This window comes from Variovorax boronicumulans (assembly GCF_040544675.1).
In the GTDB taxonomy this organism is placed as follows: Bacteria; Pseudomonadota; Gammaproteobacteria; order Burkholderiales; family Burkholderiaceae_C; genus Variovorax; species Variovorax boronicumulans_D.
On sequence record NZ_JBEPKK010000005.1, the window covers coordinates 282708 to 298691 of the forward strand.

The window sequence follows — 15984 nt, forward strand, 5'->3', positions numbered from 1 at the left end:
TACGATGCGCGAACCCTGGAACCCAAGTTTTTGTTTACTTTCCTTCTCATCCGCCCATGCCCTCCGCCACCTCGACTGCCGACGCCCAAGCCGCCGACAGCGTGTCGCCGCGTGTAGCGCAACAAGAGCAGGGAGGCCGGCAGTGGACGGTGGCCAGTGGCCGCTGGACCGCGCTGGGGATGTCGTCGCTGCCCGCCTGGCAGGCGCTGTCCAAGAGCCTCGCGGCCGCGCCGCCCGCCGACGACCGCGCCTGGGACCTGCGCCCCATCGAACAGCTGGACCACATCGGCGCCCAGTTGCTGTGGGAGCACTGGCGCCACGAATGGCCCGCCACACTGGAGATGGAAGCGCAGCAAAAGGCGGTGCTCGATCACGTGGCGCAATACACCGTCGCCACGCCCGAGGAGCCGCCCAAGACGCTGGCCGACCGCCTGCGCGCGTTCTCGCACAACGGGCCGCGCGCCATGGTCGTGGCGCGCGATTTCGTGGGGCTGATCGGCCAGTTGGCCATCGACGTCGGCACGCTCATCCGCGCGCCGCACCGCGCGCCCTGGCGCGATTTTTCGGGGCATCTTTATCAGTTCGGCGCCACGGCGCTGCACATCACGGCGCTGGTGGGCCTCTTGATCGGCGTGGTGCTGGCCTACCTGATCTCGCAGCAGCTGCGCAACTACGGCGCCGAAGCCTTCGTGGTCAACATCCTCGGGCTCTCGCTGGTGCGCGAGCTGGGGCCGGTGCTGGCGGCCGTGCTGATCGCGGGACGCTCGGGATCGGCCATCACCGCGCAGATCGGCGTGATGCGGGTGACCGAAGAGCTCGACGCGATGCGCGTGATGGGCATCCCGCACGGCTTTCGCCTGGTGATGCCGCGCGTGCTGGCGCTGGCGATCGCGATGCCGCTCATCAGCCTCTGGACCTCGATGGCGGCGCTCCTGGGCGGCATGCTCGCGGCCGATGCGGCGCTCGACATTTCTCCGGCGTACTTTCTTTCGGCGCTGCCGCGCGCGGTGCCCATTGCCAACCTGTGGCTCGCGATGGCCAAGTCGGCGGTGTTCGGCATCCTGATCGCGCTGATCGGCTGCTACTTCGGCATGAAGGTCAAGCCCAACACCGAGAGCCTGGGGCGCGGCACCACCTCGTCGGTGGTGACGTCGATCACCGCGGTGATCCTGGTGGACGCGCTGTTCGCGGTGCTGTTCAAGGGCATCGGGTTCCGGGGATGAATACCGCCATGAACAACAGCGCCGACGCCACCGTCGTCGACATCCGCAAGCTCTGGACGGTGTTCAAGAACCCCGACGGCGATCAGGTGGTGCACCGCGACCTCGACCTGCACATCGACCGCGGCGAGGTGCTCTCGCTGGTGGGCGGCTCGGGCACCGGCAAGACGGTGCTGCTGCGCCAGATGCTCGGGCTGGAGAAGCCCTCGCGCGGCGTGGTCGAGGTGCTGGGGCAGCAGCCCGGCGAACTCAGCGCCTCTGGCGCGGCCAACGTGGGCATGCTGTTCCAGCACGGCGCGCTGTTCTCGGCCTTCAGCGTGCTGGAGAACATCGCCTTTCCGCTGCGCGAACTGAAGCTGCTGCCCGACGAGCTGATCCGCCACGCGGCGCTCGTGAAACTGCAGATGGTGGGGCTGGAGCCGCAGCATGCCAACAAGAGCCCGTCGGACCTGTCGGGCGGCATGATCAAGCGCGTGGCGCTGGCGCGCGCGCTCATCATGGACCCACCGCTGCTGCTGCTCGATGAACCCACGGCCGGCCTGGACCCCGAGGCCTCCGACAGCTTCTGCAACCTGCTGCGCGGCCTGCATCGCGAGCTGGGCCTGACGGTGGTGATGGTCACGCACGACCTGGACACGCTGTTCGACCTGAGCACCCGCATCGCGGTGCTGGCCGACCAGAAGGTCATCGTGAGCGGCACGGCGCGCGAGGTCATCGCCTACCCGCATCCCTTCATCCACGAATACTTTCTGGGCGGGCGCGGGCAACGCGCCCTGGAGGCGCTGCACGACAGGCCCGCCACGCAACAACACACGCCTCGGCCCGAAGCCGCGGCGCGCTGAAAGGTAGGTACACACCCCATGGAAAACAAAGCCCATGCCCTCGCCGCAGGCGCCTTCGTGCTCGGCCTGGTCGCCGTGCTGGTGGCGCTTCTGATCTGGTTCACGCGCGACAACACCGTGCGCAACGTGTATGAGCTGTCCACCCGCGACGCGGTCAGCGGCCTGCAGCCGCAGGCGATGGTGCGCTACCGCGGCATCGCGGTGGGCAAGGTGGCGTCCATCGACTTCGACCCCAAGGTCAAGGGCAACGTGCGGGTGCGCATCACGGTCGACGAGCGCGTGCCGCTCACCACCTCGAGCTTTGCCACGCTGAGCTACCAGGGCGTGACCGGCCTGGCGTTCATCGCGCTGGACGACAAGGGCGAATCGAACGTCGCCCTCAAGCCCAACGACGACGAGCCGCCCCGCATTCCGCTCAAGCCCTCGATGCTGGCGCAGCTGCAGGACCGCGGCGAGGCCATCCTGAACCAGGTGGAAGAAGTGACCAAGCGCGCCAACGCACTCCTGGGCGACGCCAACCAAAAGCGCGCGGCCGACGCGCTGGAGAGCATCGCGGCCGCCTCGTCCAGCGCCAACACGCTGCTCAAGACGCTGGACACCACCGTCAAGACCGGCCTGAACCCGACGCTGGCCGCGATGCCCGAGACGCTGGGCTCGGTGAAGAAGGCGGCGGGCGACGTCTCGCGCGTGGCCAACAACTTCAACACCACCGTGGGCCGGCTGAATGCGGCCGACGGCCCGGTCGAGCGGCTGAGCGACGGCACCAAGGCGCTGGCGCAGGCGGTGGACTCGTTCAACAGCGCCACGCTGCCGCGCGTGAACCGCGTGGCCGACGACACCTCGCGCGCGGTGCGCCGGCTGGGCCGCGCGGCCGACAGCATCAACGACAACCCGCAATCGCTGCTGTTCGGCAACGGCGGCGCCGCGGCCGGTCCGGGCGAGCCGGGTTTCTCCGCGCCGGCCGCGCGTCCTTGATCGAAGGTGATGAGCATGAAGACAAACACCCACTCCCTCGCTGCGGTTCTCGCGGGCATCGGCTTTGCCGCAGTGCTTGCCGGCTGCGGCGCGCTGCCCGACAAGCCCGCGCGCGCGGCGCTGTACGACTTCGGCCCCGGGCTGGTCGCCGCCGCGCCCGCGCCTGCAGCGGCGCCGCTGCCGACCCTGGCATTGGCCGAGTTCGAAAGCAACACCCGGCTGGACGGCACGCAGATCCTTTATCGCCTGGGGTACGCGGACGCCAACGAGCTGCGCCCCTACGGGCAGTCGCGCTGGAGCCAGCCACCCGCGCAACTGCTGCGCCAGCGCCTGCGCGACACGCTGGCCGAGCGCCGCACCGTGCTCGGCCCCGAAGAAAGCGCCACCATTGCGCGAAGCAAAGGCGAGGTGCCCGACACCCTGCGCATCTCGCTGGACGAGTTCAGCCACTACTTCGATTCGGCCAGCAGCAGCGTGGGCCTGGTGCGATTGCGTGCCACGCTGATCCGCGGCACTCCCGGCGGCGACCGCGTGCTGGGCCAGAGGACCTTCACAGTGCGCCGGCCCGCGCCCAGCGCCGATGCGCCTGGCGGCGTGAAGGCGCTGGTCGCGGCCAGCGACACGGCCGTGGCCGAGCTGGTGCAGTGGATGGATCGGCTGCAATTGCAGCCGCAAACTCAACCGCAGCGCTAAGCTGCCGCCGAACGCGGTCCGCCGCAACAAACAACCATCGAGGAGAACCGACCCATGAACGCAACACGCATCGTTGGCATCCTGTTGATCGTGGCGGGCGTCGCGGCCCTCGCGCTCGGCAGCTTCAGCTTCACCAAGGAGACCCACCAGGCCAAGCTCGGCCCGCTGGAGTTCTCGGTCAAGGAGCAGGAAACCGTCAACTTCCCCGCCTGGGCCGGCGTGGCGGCCATCGTGGTGGGCGGTGCGCTGGTGCTGCTGGGCGGCAAGAAAGGCTGATCGCCCGCTGCGCCGGGCCGCTGTTCAGAAGTACAGCGAACTCAATTCGTAGCCTGTGCCGTAGATCGACTTCAGCAGGAAACCCCTGTCTGCATCGAGGTTCATTTTCTTTCGCACATTGGAAATGCAGACATCGAGCTTTCTCGATTTGACCGAGCTCGAAGGCTCGTTCCAGAGCAGGGCGTAGAGCTTTTCCCTGGTCAATACCGAATTGATGTTCCGGAAAAGCTCGAGCGCGAGTTCGAACTCCAGGGGCCGCAGGGGGATTTTTTCGGATCCCGCCCAGGCTTGCCGTCTCTTGATGTCGAAGCTGTAGATGCCGTAGTTGAAAAAGCCGGCACCGGCGGAAATGCTGTTTGCGTTCTTTTTCAGGAGCTGCAGCCGCCAATTCAGTTCGTGCCTGCTGCAGGAGTCGTGGATGACGTCGACTTTCTTGGAATTGATGAACGATTGCTCCAGCAACGACAGGGTCGAATAGCTGTCCTGGGAGGTGACCAGCAGCATCGGCGAGTCGTACCTCTCCATGACGGCCTGGATCTTCGATTGGATGTCGTCGCCCTGGAGCGCGACGATCATGCAGCACACCGCCCCCAGATCGCGCTGCGTCGCGATCAACTCACACGGGGAATCGAAGATCAGCGATGCGCAACCCAGGGCGTCCAGTTGCTGGCGCAAGGAATTTCTTCTCACCAGATTCCCATCCACCAACGCCACAAAAAGCATTTTTTCTTTGTCAGCCAACGCTGGCGATTCGCACAACTCTCTTGGAATCATTATCTTTATATAAGCAATTTTCTGAAAATATTCGCGGATTGTCGGTAGCCGCTTGCGTGGCCGTTTCAACGCGCCCCTGATCGCACCCAAGGTGTCCGAACGCTTCACAAGCATCCCCATCGCCCGCTGCGACAGGCGCTTTCGCCCCTCCCTTGTCGCAGCAACCCGACAGCCAGATGGAATCTATCCACTTACAAAAAAGTGCATGGGTTCAGATGTCAAGATTGCGACTTTCTGGAAGAAATATTTACAGCCCTTCCAAAACAATTGCACATGTTTGCATGCAATCCTTTTCAACCATGTGTATTTTTTTGCGATTGGGCCGCCAGCGATCCATACACGACCTGCACCTTGGTGGGGCATTGATTTGGCGGCCGGCAGCATGCGTGTTGAAGTCGATGGCGCCAGCACATCGTTCGCGAATGGTCGTGACATATTTCACGAGTTGATCGCCAATCCAAGCTGAGGAAAATGCCAAATCGAGTGATTTCCATTGCTGGAAATTTAACAAGTTCTGTTTTGCTTTATTTTGATTTTTATTCACCGAAAACATGGCTTGCCTGCCGGTGTTATCGAACTTCAACTACCCGCAAGCCAAAAAATGGGAAATACGGCACCCCTGCTCTTGAAGCGATTAAATTCAAATTCCAAGGCCGATCCACCTTGGACAGCACCGTGTTGCAGGCCAATTTGGTTGCCTGCGCGGCCATCCAATCTAAACAATATTTAATCCGCTGATATAGCGGAATATTTTTATTCGGAGCTGGTGCGCAATTTGCGCTGGAATGCCGCGTAGAACGATGTTTCGCTGCGGTTTCTGACGAGGTTGGACGCAGCGCACAAAGGCCAGGAACAAGCTCTAAACCTTGCACGCGCGCTACACGCTGTGATGTACGAAGCAGGCCACAACCTGCGATTGTTCAGGGCGGACTGTCTACCAACTGCCAGCCGCGCCCTCATTGCTTGCAGAACGCGCTTCAACCGCATGGCACCTGAGCATTTCGAAGTCCTTCACCACGATGGCCTTGTAGGCCAGGTCGATCGCGCCGGAGGCCGCGATGGCCTTGAGCTCCCTGTGGACCGCCTGTCGGTTCGCCTGCAGCAGCGTGGCCAGGGTTGCCTGCGATACCCGCAGCCGAACGCAAGATTCACCCGCAACGCTCGTTCCGTAAAGCGCGGCCAGCCGGTCGACGGTTGCCGCCACACGCTGCCGCAGCGAACCCGCGATCTGGCTGCTCACCGTGCGGACTTGCGCCGCGCTCTGGCGCGTCATCATGAACATCATGTCTTTCCAGAGCACGGGCTGCTCATCGAGCGCTTCCACGATCAACCGGGTCGGCATGTGGATCGCCACGACATCGGAGTGCGCCCTGTAGGCGAGGGCGGCCCGCGTCGGTCCGCTGAACATCTGCGCCATTCCCATCAGCATGCCGGGGCCTAAGATCATCACGTCGAACTGATCGCCGTCGCGGGAGACCAGGGTGAGCATCGCCTCCCCGGAAACAACGAGAAAAGTCTCTGTCTTCTCGCGCAGCTCGTTCAGAAAAACGGTACCGGCCGCATGGCGGCCTGTTCTCGAAGAAGCGAGCAGCCGAGCCATAGCGTCGCGGGGCCACTGCGAGAACGCCGGATTCATCCGCAAGGCGTTTTCCATCGACACGGTATCGGCGGCAGTGTTTCGAATGGCGGTCACGCCGCATGTCCCCCGTCGGACAGCGCGGCGGCGCAGGAAATTCTTGTCAGCGCAGCTTCATCGAGGATCACGATCGCGTTGAATTTCAGCTTGATCACGCCGGCGGCGTCCCAGGCGGTCAGCTCCTTGTTCACGGATTGGCGGCTCACGCGCAACAAGCCTGCCAGGTCCTTTTGCGTCAATCGCAAGTGGGTGGCGCTTTCGCTGCTGGCGCGAATGCCGTGGAGCGCGGCCAGTTGCTTGACGGTGCTGGCCAGGCGGCGCGACAGCTCGCCCACGATCTGGCCCAACACCAGGTCGATCTGCTCGCGCTCTTGCTGCAGCAGCATGCGCCCCAGGTCTTTCCAGCGCCCGGGGTCGCTGTCGAGCAGGTCGAAGAACAGCTGGCCCGGCATGTGAACGGCGACAACCTCGTCGTTGGCAACGTATTCGCGGCGGCTTTCTTCGAAGGCCAGCATGCCGATGAAGCCCAGGAGCTGTCCGGGGCCGCGAAGCGCCCAATGCAACCGGATGCCTTGCGGCGATGTCTCGAACTGAACCGCATGCCCCGTCACGATCACGAAGATCTCGGGCGACTTCGCCGGGGCCGAGAGCGAGTCGCCGCGCGCATGCCAACACAACCTGGACGATGCCAGCAGCAGGCTCAGTGCCATCGGCGACCAATTGGCGAAGGCGCGCGTCTTGCGCAGGGTGCGCGCCATCACCTCTTTGTCACTCGGCGTGGAACTGCTGGGTGCCACTTGCTTTTCCTGCCCGGTTGCGATTGCGGCGATCGGATCGATCCCCCGCGCCAACGCCGCATCGCAAACCCTGTGCGGCGGCGCGCCGGAGGGTACCACCCGGACCGGCGCGAAAGGGGCGCCGGCCCTGATCGCCGCTATGGTTTTCGAAGCTCGGAAGGCCCCGCGGCGCTCGCGCCCAGGCGCTGCGATACGGTGCCTGCGCAAGCCCGCAGTGCGCGCGAGATTTCGCCGTCCCATGCCGTGTCGAAGATGCCGGCCGGGCCGATGGCGGTCACCGCAAGCACGATGGCGCCGGTGTGGTCGAACACCGGCGCGGCCATGGCGCTCACGCCCTGGATCACCTCGCCGTCGGAGCGGCTGATGCCGTGTTCGCGCACTTCCTTCAGTTGCTGCTCGAAGTCGCTCCACGAAGGCAGCGGCTGCACCGGCGGCATGCCGGCCGGCGGCGCGGGCTCGGCGGCGCCCTTGCGTTGCTTCTGGCGCTGGCGCTCTTCCTCGAGCAGTTGGCGCACCGCGTCAGCATCGAGGTACGCCGCGAAGATGCGGCCCGAGGCCGTGTTGGTGAGCGAGAACACCGTGCCGTGCCGCATGTTGACGTGCACCGGCGAAGGCGACTCGGCCGTGCGGACGATGGTGGCGCCGCGCGCACCCCACACCGCCAGCGCCACCGTGTGCCCGGTCTGCTGCGCCAGCGTGCCGATCAGCGGGGTGGCGATGTGCACCGGGTCGGCCTGCTGCAGGCTGATGAGCCCCAGTTGCAAGGCCAGTGGCCCGAGCAGATAGTGGCCGCTGGCGCGGTCCTGCTCGATGAGCCCGAGCCGCCCGAAGCTCACCATGTAGGGATGCGCCTTGGCGGCCGTCATGTCGGCTTCGCGCGCCAGGTCCTTCAGCGCCATCGGGCGGCCGTGGTGCACCAGCGCGCGCAGCAGCTGGCCGCCGACCTCGATGCTCTGGATGCCGCGCTGGGCGGCGCGGTCGGTCTCAGGGCTCTCGGGGGTGTCGGGGGTGGGGCTGGAGTCCTTGGTCGCTTGGGTCACGAGGCCTGCCGATCGTTCGTTCATGGAGAAGGGATTAGACATTAACCGATTCGCGGTCTACACTGCGAGAAATTCGTCATCCGCGAATTCATTTGCTCTAAACGAATTTCAACGAATCCGATTCCGACGAATCACCTTCCACCCCCACAGACCGGAGACAACACGATGAGCCAAGCCAAGAAGTTCGCCAGCCAAGCCGACATGGAAGAAAAGAAGATCACCTTCAGCCAGATCTCCGAGCACGCCTGGGCCTACACCGCCGAGGGCGACCCGAACACCGGCATCGTGATCGGCGACGACTGCGTGCTGGTCGCCGACACCCAGGCCACTCCCGCCATGGCCGCCGACGTGGTGCGCCGCATCCGCGAAGTGACCGACAAGCCCATCAAGTACGTGGTGCTCACCCACTACCACGCGGTGCGCGTGCTGGGCGCGGCGGGCTACGGCGCAGAGCACATCCTGGCGAGCCAGGACACGCGCGACCTGATCGTGGAGCGCGGCGAGGAAGACAAGGCCAGCGAAATCGGCCGCTTCCCGCGCCTGTTCCAGAACGTCGAGACCGTGCCCCCGGGCCTGACCTGGCCCACGATGACCTTCACCGGCAAGATGACGCTGTGGCTGGGCAAGCTCGAGGTTCAGCTGATCCAGCTGGGCCGCGGCCACACCAAGGGCGACACCGTCGTCTGGCTGCCGCAAGAGCGCACGCTGCTGTCGGGCGACCTGGTGGAGTTCGGCGCCACGCCCTATGCCGGCGACGCCTACTTCCAGGACTGGCCGCAGACGCTGGACAACATCGCCGCGCTCAAGCCCGCCGCGCTGGTGCCGGGCCGCGGCGCCGCGCTCACCACGCCGGAGGCCGTGGCCGAGGGCCTCACGGGCACGCGCGACTTCATCTCCGATGTGTATGCCAGCGTGCAGGAAGGCGTGAAGGCCGGCCGCGACCTGAACACCGTCTACAAGGACACCTACGCGAAGCTCAAGCCCAAGTACAGCCAGTGGGTGATCTTCGACCACTGCATGCCGTTCGATGTGAGCCGGGCGTATGACGAAGCTTCGGGCCATGCCGATCCGCGCGTGTGGACGGCGCAGCGGGACATCGACATGTGGAAGGCGCTGGAAGGCTGATCGGCCTTGCTCCCTCCCCCGCTGGGGGAGGGAGCAAAAGACAAGACCCAGGACACGGAGACAAACGTGATCGACTATCAAAGCCTGCGCTTCGACTACAAACGCCACCCCGACCAGGACGCAGCGAGCCCGGCCCCTCACCCCGTGGTGATCGTCGGCGCCGGGCCGGTCGGCCTCACGCTCGCCATCGACCTCGCGCTGCGCCAGGTTCCTGTCGTGCTGCTGGACAACGACAACACCCTCTCCAGCGGCTCGCGCGCGATCTGCTTTGCCAAGCGCACGCTGGAGGTCTTCGACCGCCTGGGCTGCGGCGACCGCATGGTCGACAAGGGCGTGTCGTGGAACGTGGGCAAGGTGTTCTTCCATGACGAGCAGGTCTACCGCTTCGACCTGCTGCCCGAGCCCGGCCACGAGCGCCCGGCCTTCATCAACCTGCAGCAGTACTACGTCGAGGGCTACCTCGTCGAACGCGCGGCCACGCTGCCGCTGATCGACCTGCGCTGGAACCACAAGGTGACGGGCATCGCGCAGCGCGACGACGGCGCGGTGCTCACCATCGAAACGCCCGATGGCGACTACCAGCTGCAAGCCGGCTACGTCGCCGCCTGCGACGGCTCGCGCTCCAACCTGCGGCAACTGCTGGGCCAGGAGGCCAAGGGACGCGTGTTCCGCGATCGCTTTTTGATCGCCGACATCACGATGGATGCGCAACTGCCCACCGAGCGCCGCTTCTGGTTCGACCCCTCCTTCCACCCCGGCCAGAGCGTGCTGCTGCACAAGCAGGCCGACGGCATGTGGCGCATCGACTTCCAGCTCGGCTGGGACGCCGACCCCGTGGAAGAACGCAAGCCCGAGAACATCACGCCGCGCGTACGCGCGCTGCTCGACAGCATCGGCTTTGCCGACGTGCAGTTCCAGATCGGCTGGGCCAGCGTCTACACCTTCGCCTGCCAGCGCATGGAGCGCTTTCGGCATGGCCGCGTGCTGTTCGCGGGCGACTCGGCGCACGGCGTGTCGCCCTTCGGCGCGCGCGGTGCCAATTCGGGCGTGCAGGACGCGGACAACCTGGCCTGGAAGCTGGCGGCCGTGGTCAGCGGCGAAGCGCCCGATGCGCTGCTCGACAGCTACGCCAGCGAGCGCGAATTCGCGGCCGACGAGAACATCCGCAACTCCACGCGCGCCACCGATTTCATCACGCCCAAGAGCGAGGTGAGCCGCCTGTTCCGCGACGCAGTGCTGGCGCTGACGAAGCGCCACGCCTTCGCGCGCGCGCTGGTCAACAGCGGGCGGCTGTCGGTGGCCACGGTGCTGCGCGACTCGCCGCTCAACACGCCCGATGCCGAGGCCTTCGATAGCGCGATGGTGCCGGGCGCCGCGGCCGCCGACGCACCGGTGGTGCTTGCCGACGGCAGCGACGGCTGGTTGCTGCGCGCCTGCCATGTGCACCGGTTCACCGCGCTGGTGTTCGGCCAGGGCGAAGCGGCCGAGCGCAGCCTCCAGGCGCTGGCGGCGAGCGACGCGCCGCTGCATGTCGTGCGCGTGGAGGGCACAAGTGCCGGCGCGGAACTCGCCGCGCAGCGCTACGACGCGCAACCGGGTACCGTCTACCTCCTGCGGCCCGACCAGCACGTGTGCGCGCGCTGGCGGCAACCCACGGCGGCGAAGGTTCGCGCCGCCGTCGACCGCGCACTGGCAAAGTCATGAGCAGCACCATGCAACAGCAGCAGCAACACCCCACACCACTGATCGCCGCGCCGAACCTGGAGGCGCCCGACGATTTTTATGAAGCGCTCATCGAGGCGCACCAGGGAATGGCCACCGAGGAAAGCCACGCCTTCAACGCGCGCCTTGTGCTCGTGCTGGCCAACCACATCGGCTCGCTCGCCGTGCTGCGCGAGGCCTTCGATGCCGCGCGAGCCGGCTGAGCCGGCTGAGCGCCCACTTCCATCGCGTTTTTCGAAAGCGAACGAACACCATGACCCCAGCCACCGCCAACAATGACCGGCGCTACCTGAGCGGCTTCGGCAACGAGCATGCCTCCGAAGCCGTGCCCGGCGCCCTGCCGCAAGGCCGCAACAACCCGCAGCGCGGGCCCTTCGACCTCTACACCGAGCTGCTCTCGGGCACCGCCTTCACCGCGCCGCGCCACGAGAACCGCCGCACCTGGCTGTACCGCCGCCAGCCTTCGGTGGTGTCGGGCCGCTACCAGCCCTATGCGCAGCCGCACTGGACCACCGGTGCCGACCGCGAGATCGCGCTGCCGCCCGAGCCGATGCGCTGGCACCCGATGCCGCTGGACGGCGCGGCCGAAGCCGACTTTGTCGACGGCATGCACACGATGGCGGCGAACGGCGATGCCGAATCGCAGGTGGGCATCGGCTCGCTCATGTACCTGGCGGGCCGCTCGATGGAGCGCCGCGCCTTCGTCAACGCCGACGGCGAGATGCTGCTCGTGCCGCAGCAGGGCCGTCTGGTCATCACCACCGAGCTCGGCGTGCTCGACGTGAAGCCCGGGGAAATCGCGGTGCTGCCGCGCGGCATGGCCTTCAAGGTGGCGCTGCCGGACGGTCTCTCGCGCGGCTACGTCTGCGAGAACTACGGCGCGCATTTCCGCCTGCCCGAACTGGGCCCCATCGGCTCCAACGGCCTGGCCAATGCGCGGGACTTCCAGGCCCCCGTGGCGGCGTTCGAGGAAGAAGAAGGCGCCTACGAAATCGTCAAGAAATTCGGCGGCCGCTTCTGGAAGGCACCGGCCAGGCAGTCGCCCTTCAACGTGGTCGCCTGGCACGGCAACCTCGTGCCGGTGAAGTACGACACGGCGCATTTCATGGTGATCGGCTCGATCAGCTTCGACCATCCCGACCCGTCGATCTTCACCGTGCTGACTTCGCCCAGCGACACGCCCGGCACCGCCAACTGCGACTTCGTGATCTTTCCGCCGCGCTGGATGGTGATGGAGAACACCTTCCGCCCGCCGTGGTTCCACCGCAACCTGATGAGCGAATTCATGGGCCTGGTGCTGGGCGAGTACGACGCCAAGCCGGGCGGCTTCAAGCCCGGCGGCGCGAGCCTGCACAACTGCATGGTGCCGCACGGACCCGACGAGGAAGCCTTCGACAAGGCCACCCACGCCGACCTCAAGCCCCACAAGCTGGACAACACGCTGGCCTTCATGTTCGAGAGCCGCTACCGCTTCATTCCGACGAACTTCGCCCTCAGGAGCCCGGCGCTCGATACCGACTACGCCGACTGCTGGGCGGGCCTGAAGGATCAATTCAAGCCATGAGGCCCACAGAACCCGGAACCCAAGGACATCCATGACCATCGCACTGAACGCCACCCATGACCCCAAGCTGCGCAGCTGGGTCGCCTCGGCCAACGAAGCCGGCACCGACTTCCCGATCCAGAACCTGCCGTTCGGCCGCTTTCGCAGCGCCGGCAGCAGCGAGGCTTTTCGCATCGGTGTCGCCATCGGCGACCAGGTGCTCGACCTGAAGGCCGCGGGCCTCGTCGACACCGACGACATGAACGCGCTGATGAGCGCGAGTGCAAAGGACCGCCAGGCCCTGCGCGCCGCGATCTCCGCGGGCCTCGCCGAAGGCAGCGACAGGCAGGCCGCATGGTCGAAGGCGCTGCTGGCGCAGGCCAATGCGGAGATGACCGTGCCCTGCCGCATCGGCGACTACACCGACTTCTACACGGGCATTCACCACGCGACCACCATCGGCAAGCTCTTCCGCCCCGACCAGCCGCTGATGCCCAACTACAAGTGGGTGCCCATCGGCTACCACGGCCGCGCCTCGTCCATCGGCGTGAGCGGGCAGACCTTCAAGCGCCCGAAGGGCCAGACCAAGGCGCCCGATGCCGCCGAGCCGAGCTTCGGCCCGTCGAAGCGGCTGGACTACGAGCTGGAGCTGGGCTTCCTCGTCGGCCGTGGCAATGCGCTGGGCGAACCCATCGCCATCGGCGAAGCCGAAGACCATCTGTTCGGCGTGACGCTGCTCAACGACTGGTCGGCGCGCGACCTGCAGGCCTGGGAATACCAGCCGCTGGGTCCGTTCCTCGCGAAGAACTTCGCGAGCACGCTATCGCCGTGGATCGTGACGATGGAGGCGCTGGCGCCTTTCCGTGCCAGGTTCGAGCGGCCCGCGGAAGATCCTCAGCCGCTGCCGTACCTGGATGCGCCGTCGAACCGCGAGGCCGGCGCGCTGGACATCACGCTCGAAGTGCTGCTGCAGACTGCGAAGATGCGCGCCGAAGGCATCGCGCCCGCGCGCCTCACGCGCGGCAACACCACCGAGGCCGCCTACTGGACCGCCGCGCAGCTGGTCACGCACCACACGGTGAACGGCTGCAACCTGCAGCCGGGCGACCTGCTGGGCTCTGGCACGCTCTCGGGCCCGAAGCCCGACGAGGCCGGTTCGCTGATGGAACTGACGCTGGGCGGCAAGCAGGCGATCACGCTGCCGAACGGCGAGAAGCGCACCTTCCTGGAAGACGGAGACACGCTGGTCATGCGCGGCTGGTGCGAGCGCGCGGGGGCGGTGCGTATCGGGTTGGGTGAAGTCAGCGGCACCGTGGTGGCCTGAGATCTGTGTTGTCCACTCTCCCGCTCGCGGGAGAGGGTCAGGGTGCCGGCGCGACAGTCGCCGCCGGCGCGGGCCACGGTATTTCGCTCGCCAGGCGCGGCTTGCCCATCGGTGCGCCCGCCTTGCCGATGCTGACGGCCGCCATGTCCGCCTCGCTCGGGTACTGGCCGGCCAGCCAGTAGTCGAAGACCCGGCGCGCAATGGGCGCCGCGGCGCCGGCGCCCCAGCCGGCGTTCTCCACGATCACCGCCAGGGCGATCTTCGGGTCGTTGGCGGGTGCGAAAGCCATGAACAGCGCGTGGTCGCGCTGGTGCTCTTCGAGCGCGCGGGCGTTGTACTTGGTGTTCTGCGCCTGCGTCACGGCCTGCGCGGTGCCGGTTTTGCCGGCCGCCTGGTACGGCGCGCCGGCGAACACGCTGCGCGCGGTGCCGCTGGTGACCACGCTGGTCAGGCCCTCGCGGATCACCGCGACGTTGGCCGCGGTGAAGCCCAGGTTTTCCGGCGGCGGCTGCTGCAGCGGCACGACCTGTCCGCTCACCGTGTTGCGCGTGGCCAGCACCAGGTGCGGCTTGTGCTTGATGCCGCCGTCGGCCAGGATGGCCGTGGCCTGCGCCAGCTGCAGCATCGTGAAGGCGTTGTAGCCCTGGCCGATGCCCAGCGAGATGGTCTCGCCCGCATACCACTTCTTCGCCTCGGGCCGCTTGTAGGCGTTGCGCTTCCACTCGGTGCTGGGCAGCACGCCGCGCACTTCGCCGCCCAGGTCGATGCCGGTGATCTGGCCGAAGCCCATCGGCTTCATGAAGTCATGGATCAGGTCCACGCCCATCTCGTTGGCCAGCGAGTAGTAGTAGATGTTGCTGGACACCTGGATCGAGCGCCGCATGTCGACGCCGCCCAGGTTGCCTTCGGGGCTGCCGAAGCGGTGTCCGCCGAAGTTGAAGTAGCCGGGGTCGTTGACCACGGTGCCTGCGCTGCGCTTGCCGGTTTGCAGCGCGGCCATGGCCATGAAGGGCTTGTAGGTGGAGCCGGGCGGGTAGGTGCCGCGCAGCGCGCGGTTCAGGAGCGGCTTGTCGAGCGATTCACTCAGCTCCTTCCAGCTCTCGGTGTCGATGCCTTCGACGAACAGGTTCGGGTCGAAGGTGGGCTTGCTCACGAAGGCCAGGATCTCGCCGGTCTTGGGATCGATGGCCACCAGCGCGCCGCGCCGCGCGCCGAACATGTCTTCCACCAGCTTCTGCAGCTTGATGTCCAGCGACAGCATCACGGTGTTGCCCGGCGTGGCCGGATGGCTGGCCAGGCGCCGCACGGCGCGCCCGCCGGCCGAGGTTTCCATCTGCTCCACGCCGGTCAGGCCGTGCAGCGTTTTCTCGTAGCTCTGCTCGATGCCCAGCTTGCCGATGTAGTCGGTGCCCTTGTAGTTGGCCTGCTCTTCCTCTTCCCAGTCTTCCATCGCGGTTTTTTCGCGCTGGTTGATGCGGCCGATGTAGCCGAGCACGTGCGAGCCGGTCTCGCCGTTCGGGTAGTTGCGGAACAGGCGCGCCTTGATTTCCACGCCGGGGAAGCGGTAGCGCTGGGCCGCGAAGCGCGCGACCTCTTCGTCGCTCAGGCGGGTGCGGATCGGGATGGAGTCGAAGCTGCGCGAGTCTTCGCGCAGGCGCTTGAAGCGGCGGCGGTCGCGCGGCGAGACTTCGAGCACCTGCGTGAGGCTGTCGATGGTTTCCTCGACATCGCCCACCTTGGAGGGCGTGATCTCCAGCGTGTAGGCCGAATAGTTGGAGGCCAGCACGATGCCGTTGCGGTCCAGGATGAGGCCCCGGTTGGGCACCACCGGCACCACGGCCGTGCGGTTGCTCTCGGCCTGTTCGGCCAGGTCTTCGTGCCGCATGACCTGCAGGTACACCAGCCGCGCGCACAGCAGGCCGAACGCGAACAGCACCACCAGGCCGATCACGATCACGCGGCGCTTGAAGCGCGCGAGGTCGGCGGCGACGTTGCGGATTTCGGTCATGGCGGTGGG

At 66.4% G+C, this 15984-nt stretch carries 17 protein-coding genes; 12 read left to right on the forward strand and 5 right to left on the reverse strand.

Annotated elements, in window-relative coordinates; translation table 11 throughout:
* Positions 1 to 56 precede the first annotated feature (56 nt).
* From ABIC90_RS11960 to ABIC90_RS11980, 5 genes are read left to right on the forward strand one after another with little or no spacing between them, the layout of a single operon-like run.
* Positions 57 to 1223, forward strand: coding sequence for an MlaE family ABC transporter permease (locus tag ABIC90_RS11960; RefSeq protein ID WP_354354329.1), 1167 nt, complete (start codon positions 57 to 59; stop codon positions 1221 to 1223).
* Positions 1224 to 1231: 8 nt separating this feature from the next.
* Positions 1232 to 2062 (forward strand): ABC transporter ATP-binding protein, encoded by an 831-nt coding sequence (locus ABIC90_RS11965; protein ID WP_354354330.1) that lies wholly within the window; start codon positions 1232 to 1234, stop codon positions 2060 to 2062.
* A gap of 18 nt (positions 2063 to 2080) precedes the next feature.
* The gene (locus tag ABIC90_RS11970) at positions 2081 to 3037 is read left to right on the forward strand and encodes an MlaD family protein (protein ID WP_354354331.1); all 957 of its coding nucleotides are present in this window, start codon (positions 2081 to 2083) and stop codon (positions 3035 to 3037) included.
* Between the two features lie 15 nt (positions 3038 to 3052).
* The gene (locus ABIC90_RS11975; RefSeq protein ID WP_354354332.1) at positions 3053 to 3730 is read left to right on the forward strand and encodes an ABC-type transport auxiliary lipoprotein family protein; all 678 of its coding nucleotides are present in this window, start codon (positions 3053 to 3055) and stop codon (positions 3728 to 3730) included.
* 54 nt (positions 3731 to 3784) lie between these two features.
* A complete protein-coding gene (locus tag ABIC90_RS11980) occupies positions 3785 to 4006 on the forward strand; it encodes a hypothetical protein (protein ID WP_354354333.1) in 222 nt (73 codons plus the stop codon).
* Between the two features lie 24 nt (positions 4007 to 4030).
* Here ABIC90_RS11980 and ABIC90_RS11985 read toward each other — a convergent pair whose 3' ends face one another.
* Entirely contained in the window at positions 4031 to 4747 is a 717-nt protein-coding gene (locus tag ABIC90_RS11985; protein ID WP_354354334.1) for a winged helix-turn-helix domain-containing protein, read from the reverse strand.
* Between the two features lie 238 nt (positions 4748 to 4985).
* Between ABIC90_RS11985 and ABIC90_RS11990 the strand changes: the two genes are divergently transcribed.
* Together ABIC90_RS11990 and ABIC90_RS11995 are read left to right on the forward strand one after the other, a co-directional pair.
* Positions 4986 to 5246 (forward strand): hypothetical protein, encoded by a 261-nt coding sequence (locus ABIC90_RS11990; RefSeq protein ID WP_354354335.1) that lies wholly within the window; start codon positions 4986 to 4988, stop codon positions 5244 to 5246.
* A gap of 17 nt (positions 5247 to 5263) precedes the next feature.
* Complete coding sequence (locus tag ABIC90_RS11995) at positions 5264 to 5518, forward strand: hypothetical protein (protein WP_354354336.1); 255 nt, start codon at positions 5264 to 5266, stop codon at positions 5516 to 5518.
* 196 nt (positions 5519 to 5714) lie between these two features.
* Here the strand turns inward: ABIC90_RS11995 and ABIC90_RS12000 are convergent, their stop codons facing one another.
* The 3 genes from ABIC90_RS12000 to ABIC90_RS12010 form a co-directional block, all read right to left on the reverse strand.
* Positions 5715 to 6473: a Crp/Fnr family transcriptional regulator gene (locus ABIC90_RS12000; RefSeq protein WP_354354337.1), complete on the reverse strand. Its 759-nt coding sequence runs from the start codon at positions 6471 to 6473 to the stop codon at positions 5715 to 5717.
* Entirely contained in the window at positions 6470 to 7213 is a 744-nt protein-coding gene (locus tag ABIC90_RS12005; RefSeq protein ID WP_354354338.1) for a Crp/Fnr family transcriptional regulator, read from the reverse strand. The genes ABIC90_RS12000 and ABIC90_RS12005 overlap by 4 nt, the downstream gene beginning before the upstream one ends.
* A gap of 137 nt (positions 7214 to 7350) precedes the next feature.
* Positions 7351 to 8277 (reverse strand): IclR family transcriptional regulator, encoded by a 927-nt coding sequence (locus tag ABIC90_RS12010; RefSeq protein ID WP_354354339.1) that lies wholly within the window; start codon positions 8275 to 8277, stop codon positions 7351 to 7353.
* 141 nt (positions 8278 to 8418) lie between these two features.
* Between ABIC90_RS12010 and ABIC90_RS12015 the strand changes: the two genes are divergently transcribed.
* From ABIC90_RS12015 to fahA, 5 genes are all read left to right on the forward strand, one after another.
* Positions 8419 to 9378, forward strand: coding sequence for an MBL fold metallo-hydrolase (locus tag ABIC90_RS12015; protein WP_354354340.1), 960 nt, complete (start codon positions 8419 to 8421; stop codon positions 9376 to 9378).
* Between the two features lie 66 nt (positions 9379 to 9444).
* Positions 9445 to 11082, forward strand: coding sequence for an FAD-dependent oxidoreductase (locus ABIC90_RS12020; protein WP_354354341.1), 1638 nt, complete (start codon positions 9445 to 9447; stop codon positions 11080 to 11082).
* Positions 11079 to 11303, forward strand: a complete 225-nt coding sequence (locus tag ABIC90_RS12025; RefSeq protein ID WP_354354342.1) for a DUF2783 domain-containing protein — start codon at positions 11079 to 11081, stop codon at positions 11301 to 11303. Before ABIC90_RS12020 ends, ABIC90_RS12025 begins: the two co-directional genes overlap by 4 nt.
* Positions 11304 to 11353: 50 nt before the next feature.
* On the forward strand, positions 11354 to 12664 hold the full coding sequence (gene hmgA / locus ABIC90_RS12030) for a homogentisate 1,2-dioxygenase (RefSeq protein WP_354354343.1): 1311 nt from the start codon (positions 11354 to 11356) through the stop codon (positions 12662 to 12664).
* A 31-nt stretch (positions 12665 to 12695) separates the two neighbouring features.
* Positions 12696 to 13967 carry a fumarylacetoacetase gene (gene fahA, locus ABIC90_RS12035; protein WP_354354344.1) on the forward strand — a complete coding sequence of 424 codons (1272 nt, stop codon included), beginning with the start codon at positions 12696 to 12698 and terminating at the stop codon, positions 13965 to 13967.
* A 37-nt stretch (positions 13968 to 14004) separates the two neighbouring features.
* On the opposite strand, the gene mrdA is transcribed toward fahA, so the two are convergent.
* Entirely contained in the window at positions 14005 to 15975 is a 1971-nt protein-coding gene (mrdA, locus tag ABIC90_RS12040; RefSeq protein ID WP_354354345.1) for a penicillin-binding protein 2, read from the reverse strand.
* Positions 15976 to 15984: the final 9 nt, after the last annotated feature.

Excerpts from the sequence above, each read along its gene's own strand:
- ABIC90_RS11960 (WP_354354329.1), top strand. The coding sequence starts at position 57 with ATGCCCTCCGCCACCTCGACTGCCGACGCCCAAGCCGCCGACAGCGTG.
- ABIC90_RS11965 (WP_354354330.1), top strand. The coding sequence starts at position 1,232 with ATGAACAACAGCGCCGACGCCACCGTCGTCGACATCCGCAAGCTCTGG.
- ABIC90_RS11970 (WP_354354331.1), top strand. The coding sequence starts at position 2,081 with ATGGAAAACAAAGCCCATGCCCTCGCCGCAGGCGCCTTCGTGCTCGGC.
- ABIC90_RS11975 (WP_354354332.1), top strand. The coding sequence starts at position 3,053 with ATGAAGACAAACACCCACTCCCTCGCTGCGGTTCTCGCGGGCATCGGC.
- ABIC90_RS11980 (WP_354354333.1), top strand. The coding sequence starts at position 3,785 with ATGAACGCAACACGCATCGTTGGCATCCTGTTGATCGTGGCGGGCGTC.
- ABIC90_RS11990 (WP_354354335.1), top strand. The coding sequence starts at position 4,986 with ATGGGTTCAGATGTCAAGATTGCGACTTTCTGGAAGAAATATTTACAG.
- ABIC90_RS12010 (WP_354354339.1), bottom strand. The coding sequence starts at position 8,277 with ATGAACGAACGATCGGCAGGCCTCGTGACCCAAGCGACCAAGGACTCC.
- ABIC90_RS12015 (WP_354354340.1), top strand. The coding sequence starts at position 8,419 with ATGAGCCAAGCCAAGAAGTTCGCCAGCCAAGCCGACATGGAAGAAAAG.
- ABIC90_RS12025 (WP_354354342.1), top strand. The coding sequence starts at position 11,079 with ATGAGCAGCACCATGCAACAGCAGCAGCAACACCCCACACCACTGATC.
- hmgA (WP_354354343.1), top strand. The coding sequence starts at position 11,354 with ATGACCCCAGCCACCGCCAACAATGACCGGCGCTACCTGAGCGGCTTC.
- fahA (WP_354354344.1), top strand. The coding sequence starts at position 12,696 with ATGACCATCGCACTGAACGCCACCCATGACCCCAAGCTGCGCAGCTGG.
- mrdA (WP_354354345.1), bottom strand. The coding sequence starts at position 15,975 with ATGACCGAAATCCGCAACGTCGCCGCCGACCTCGCGCGCTTCAAGCGC.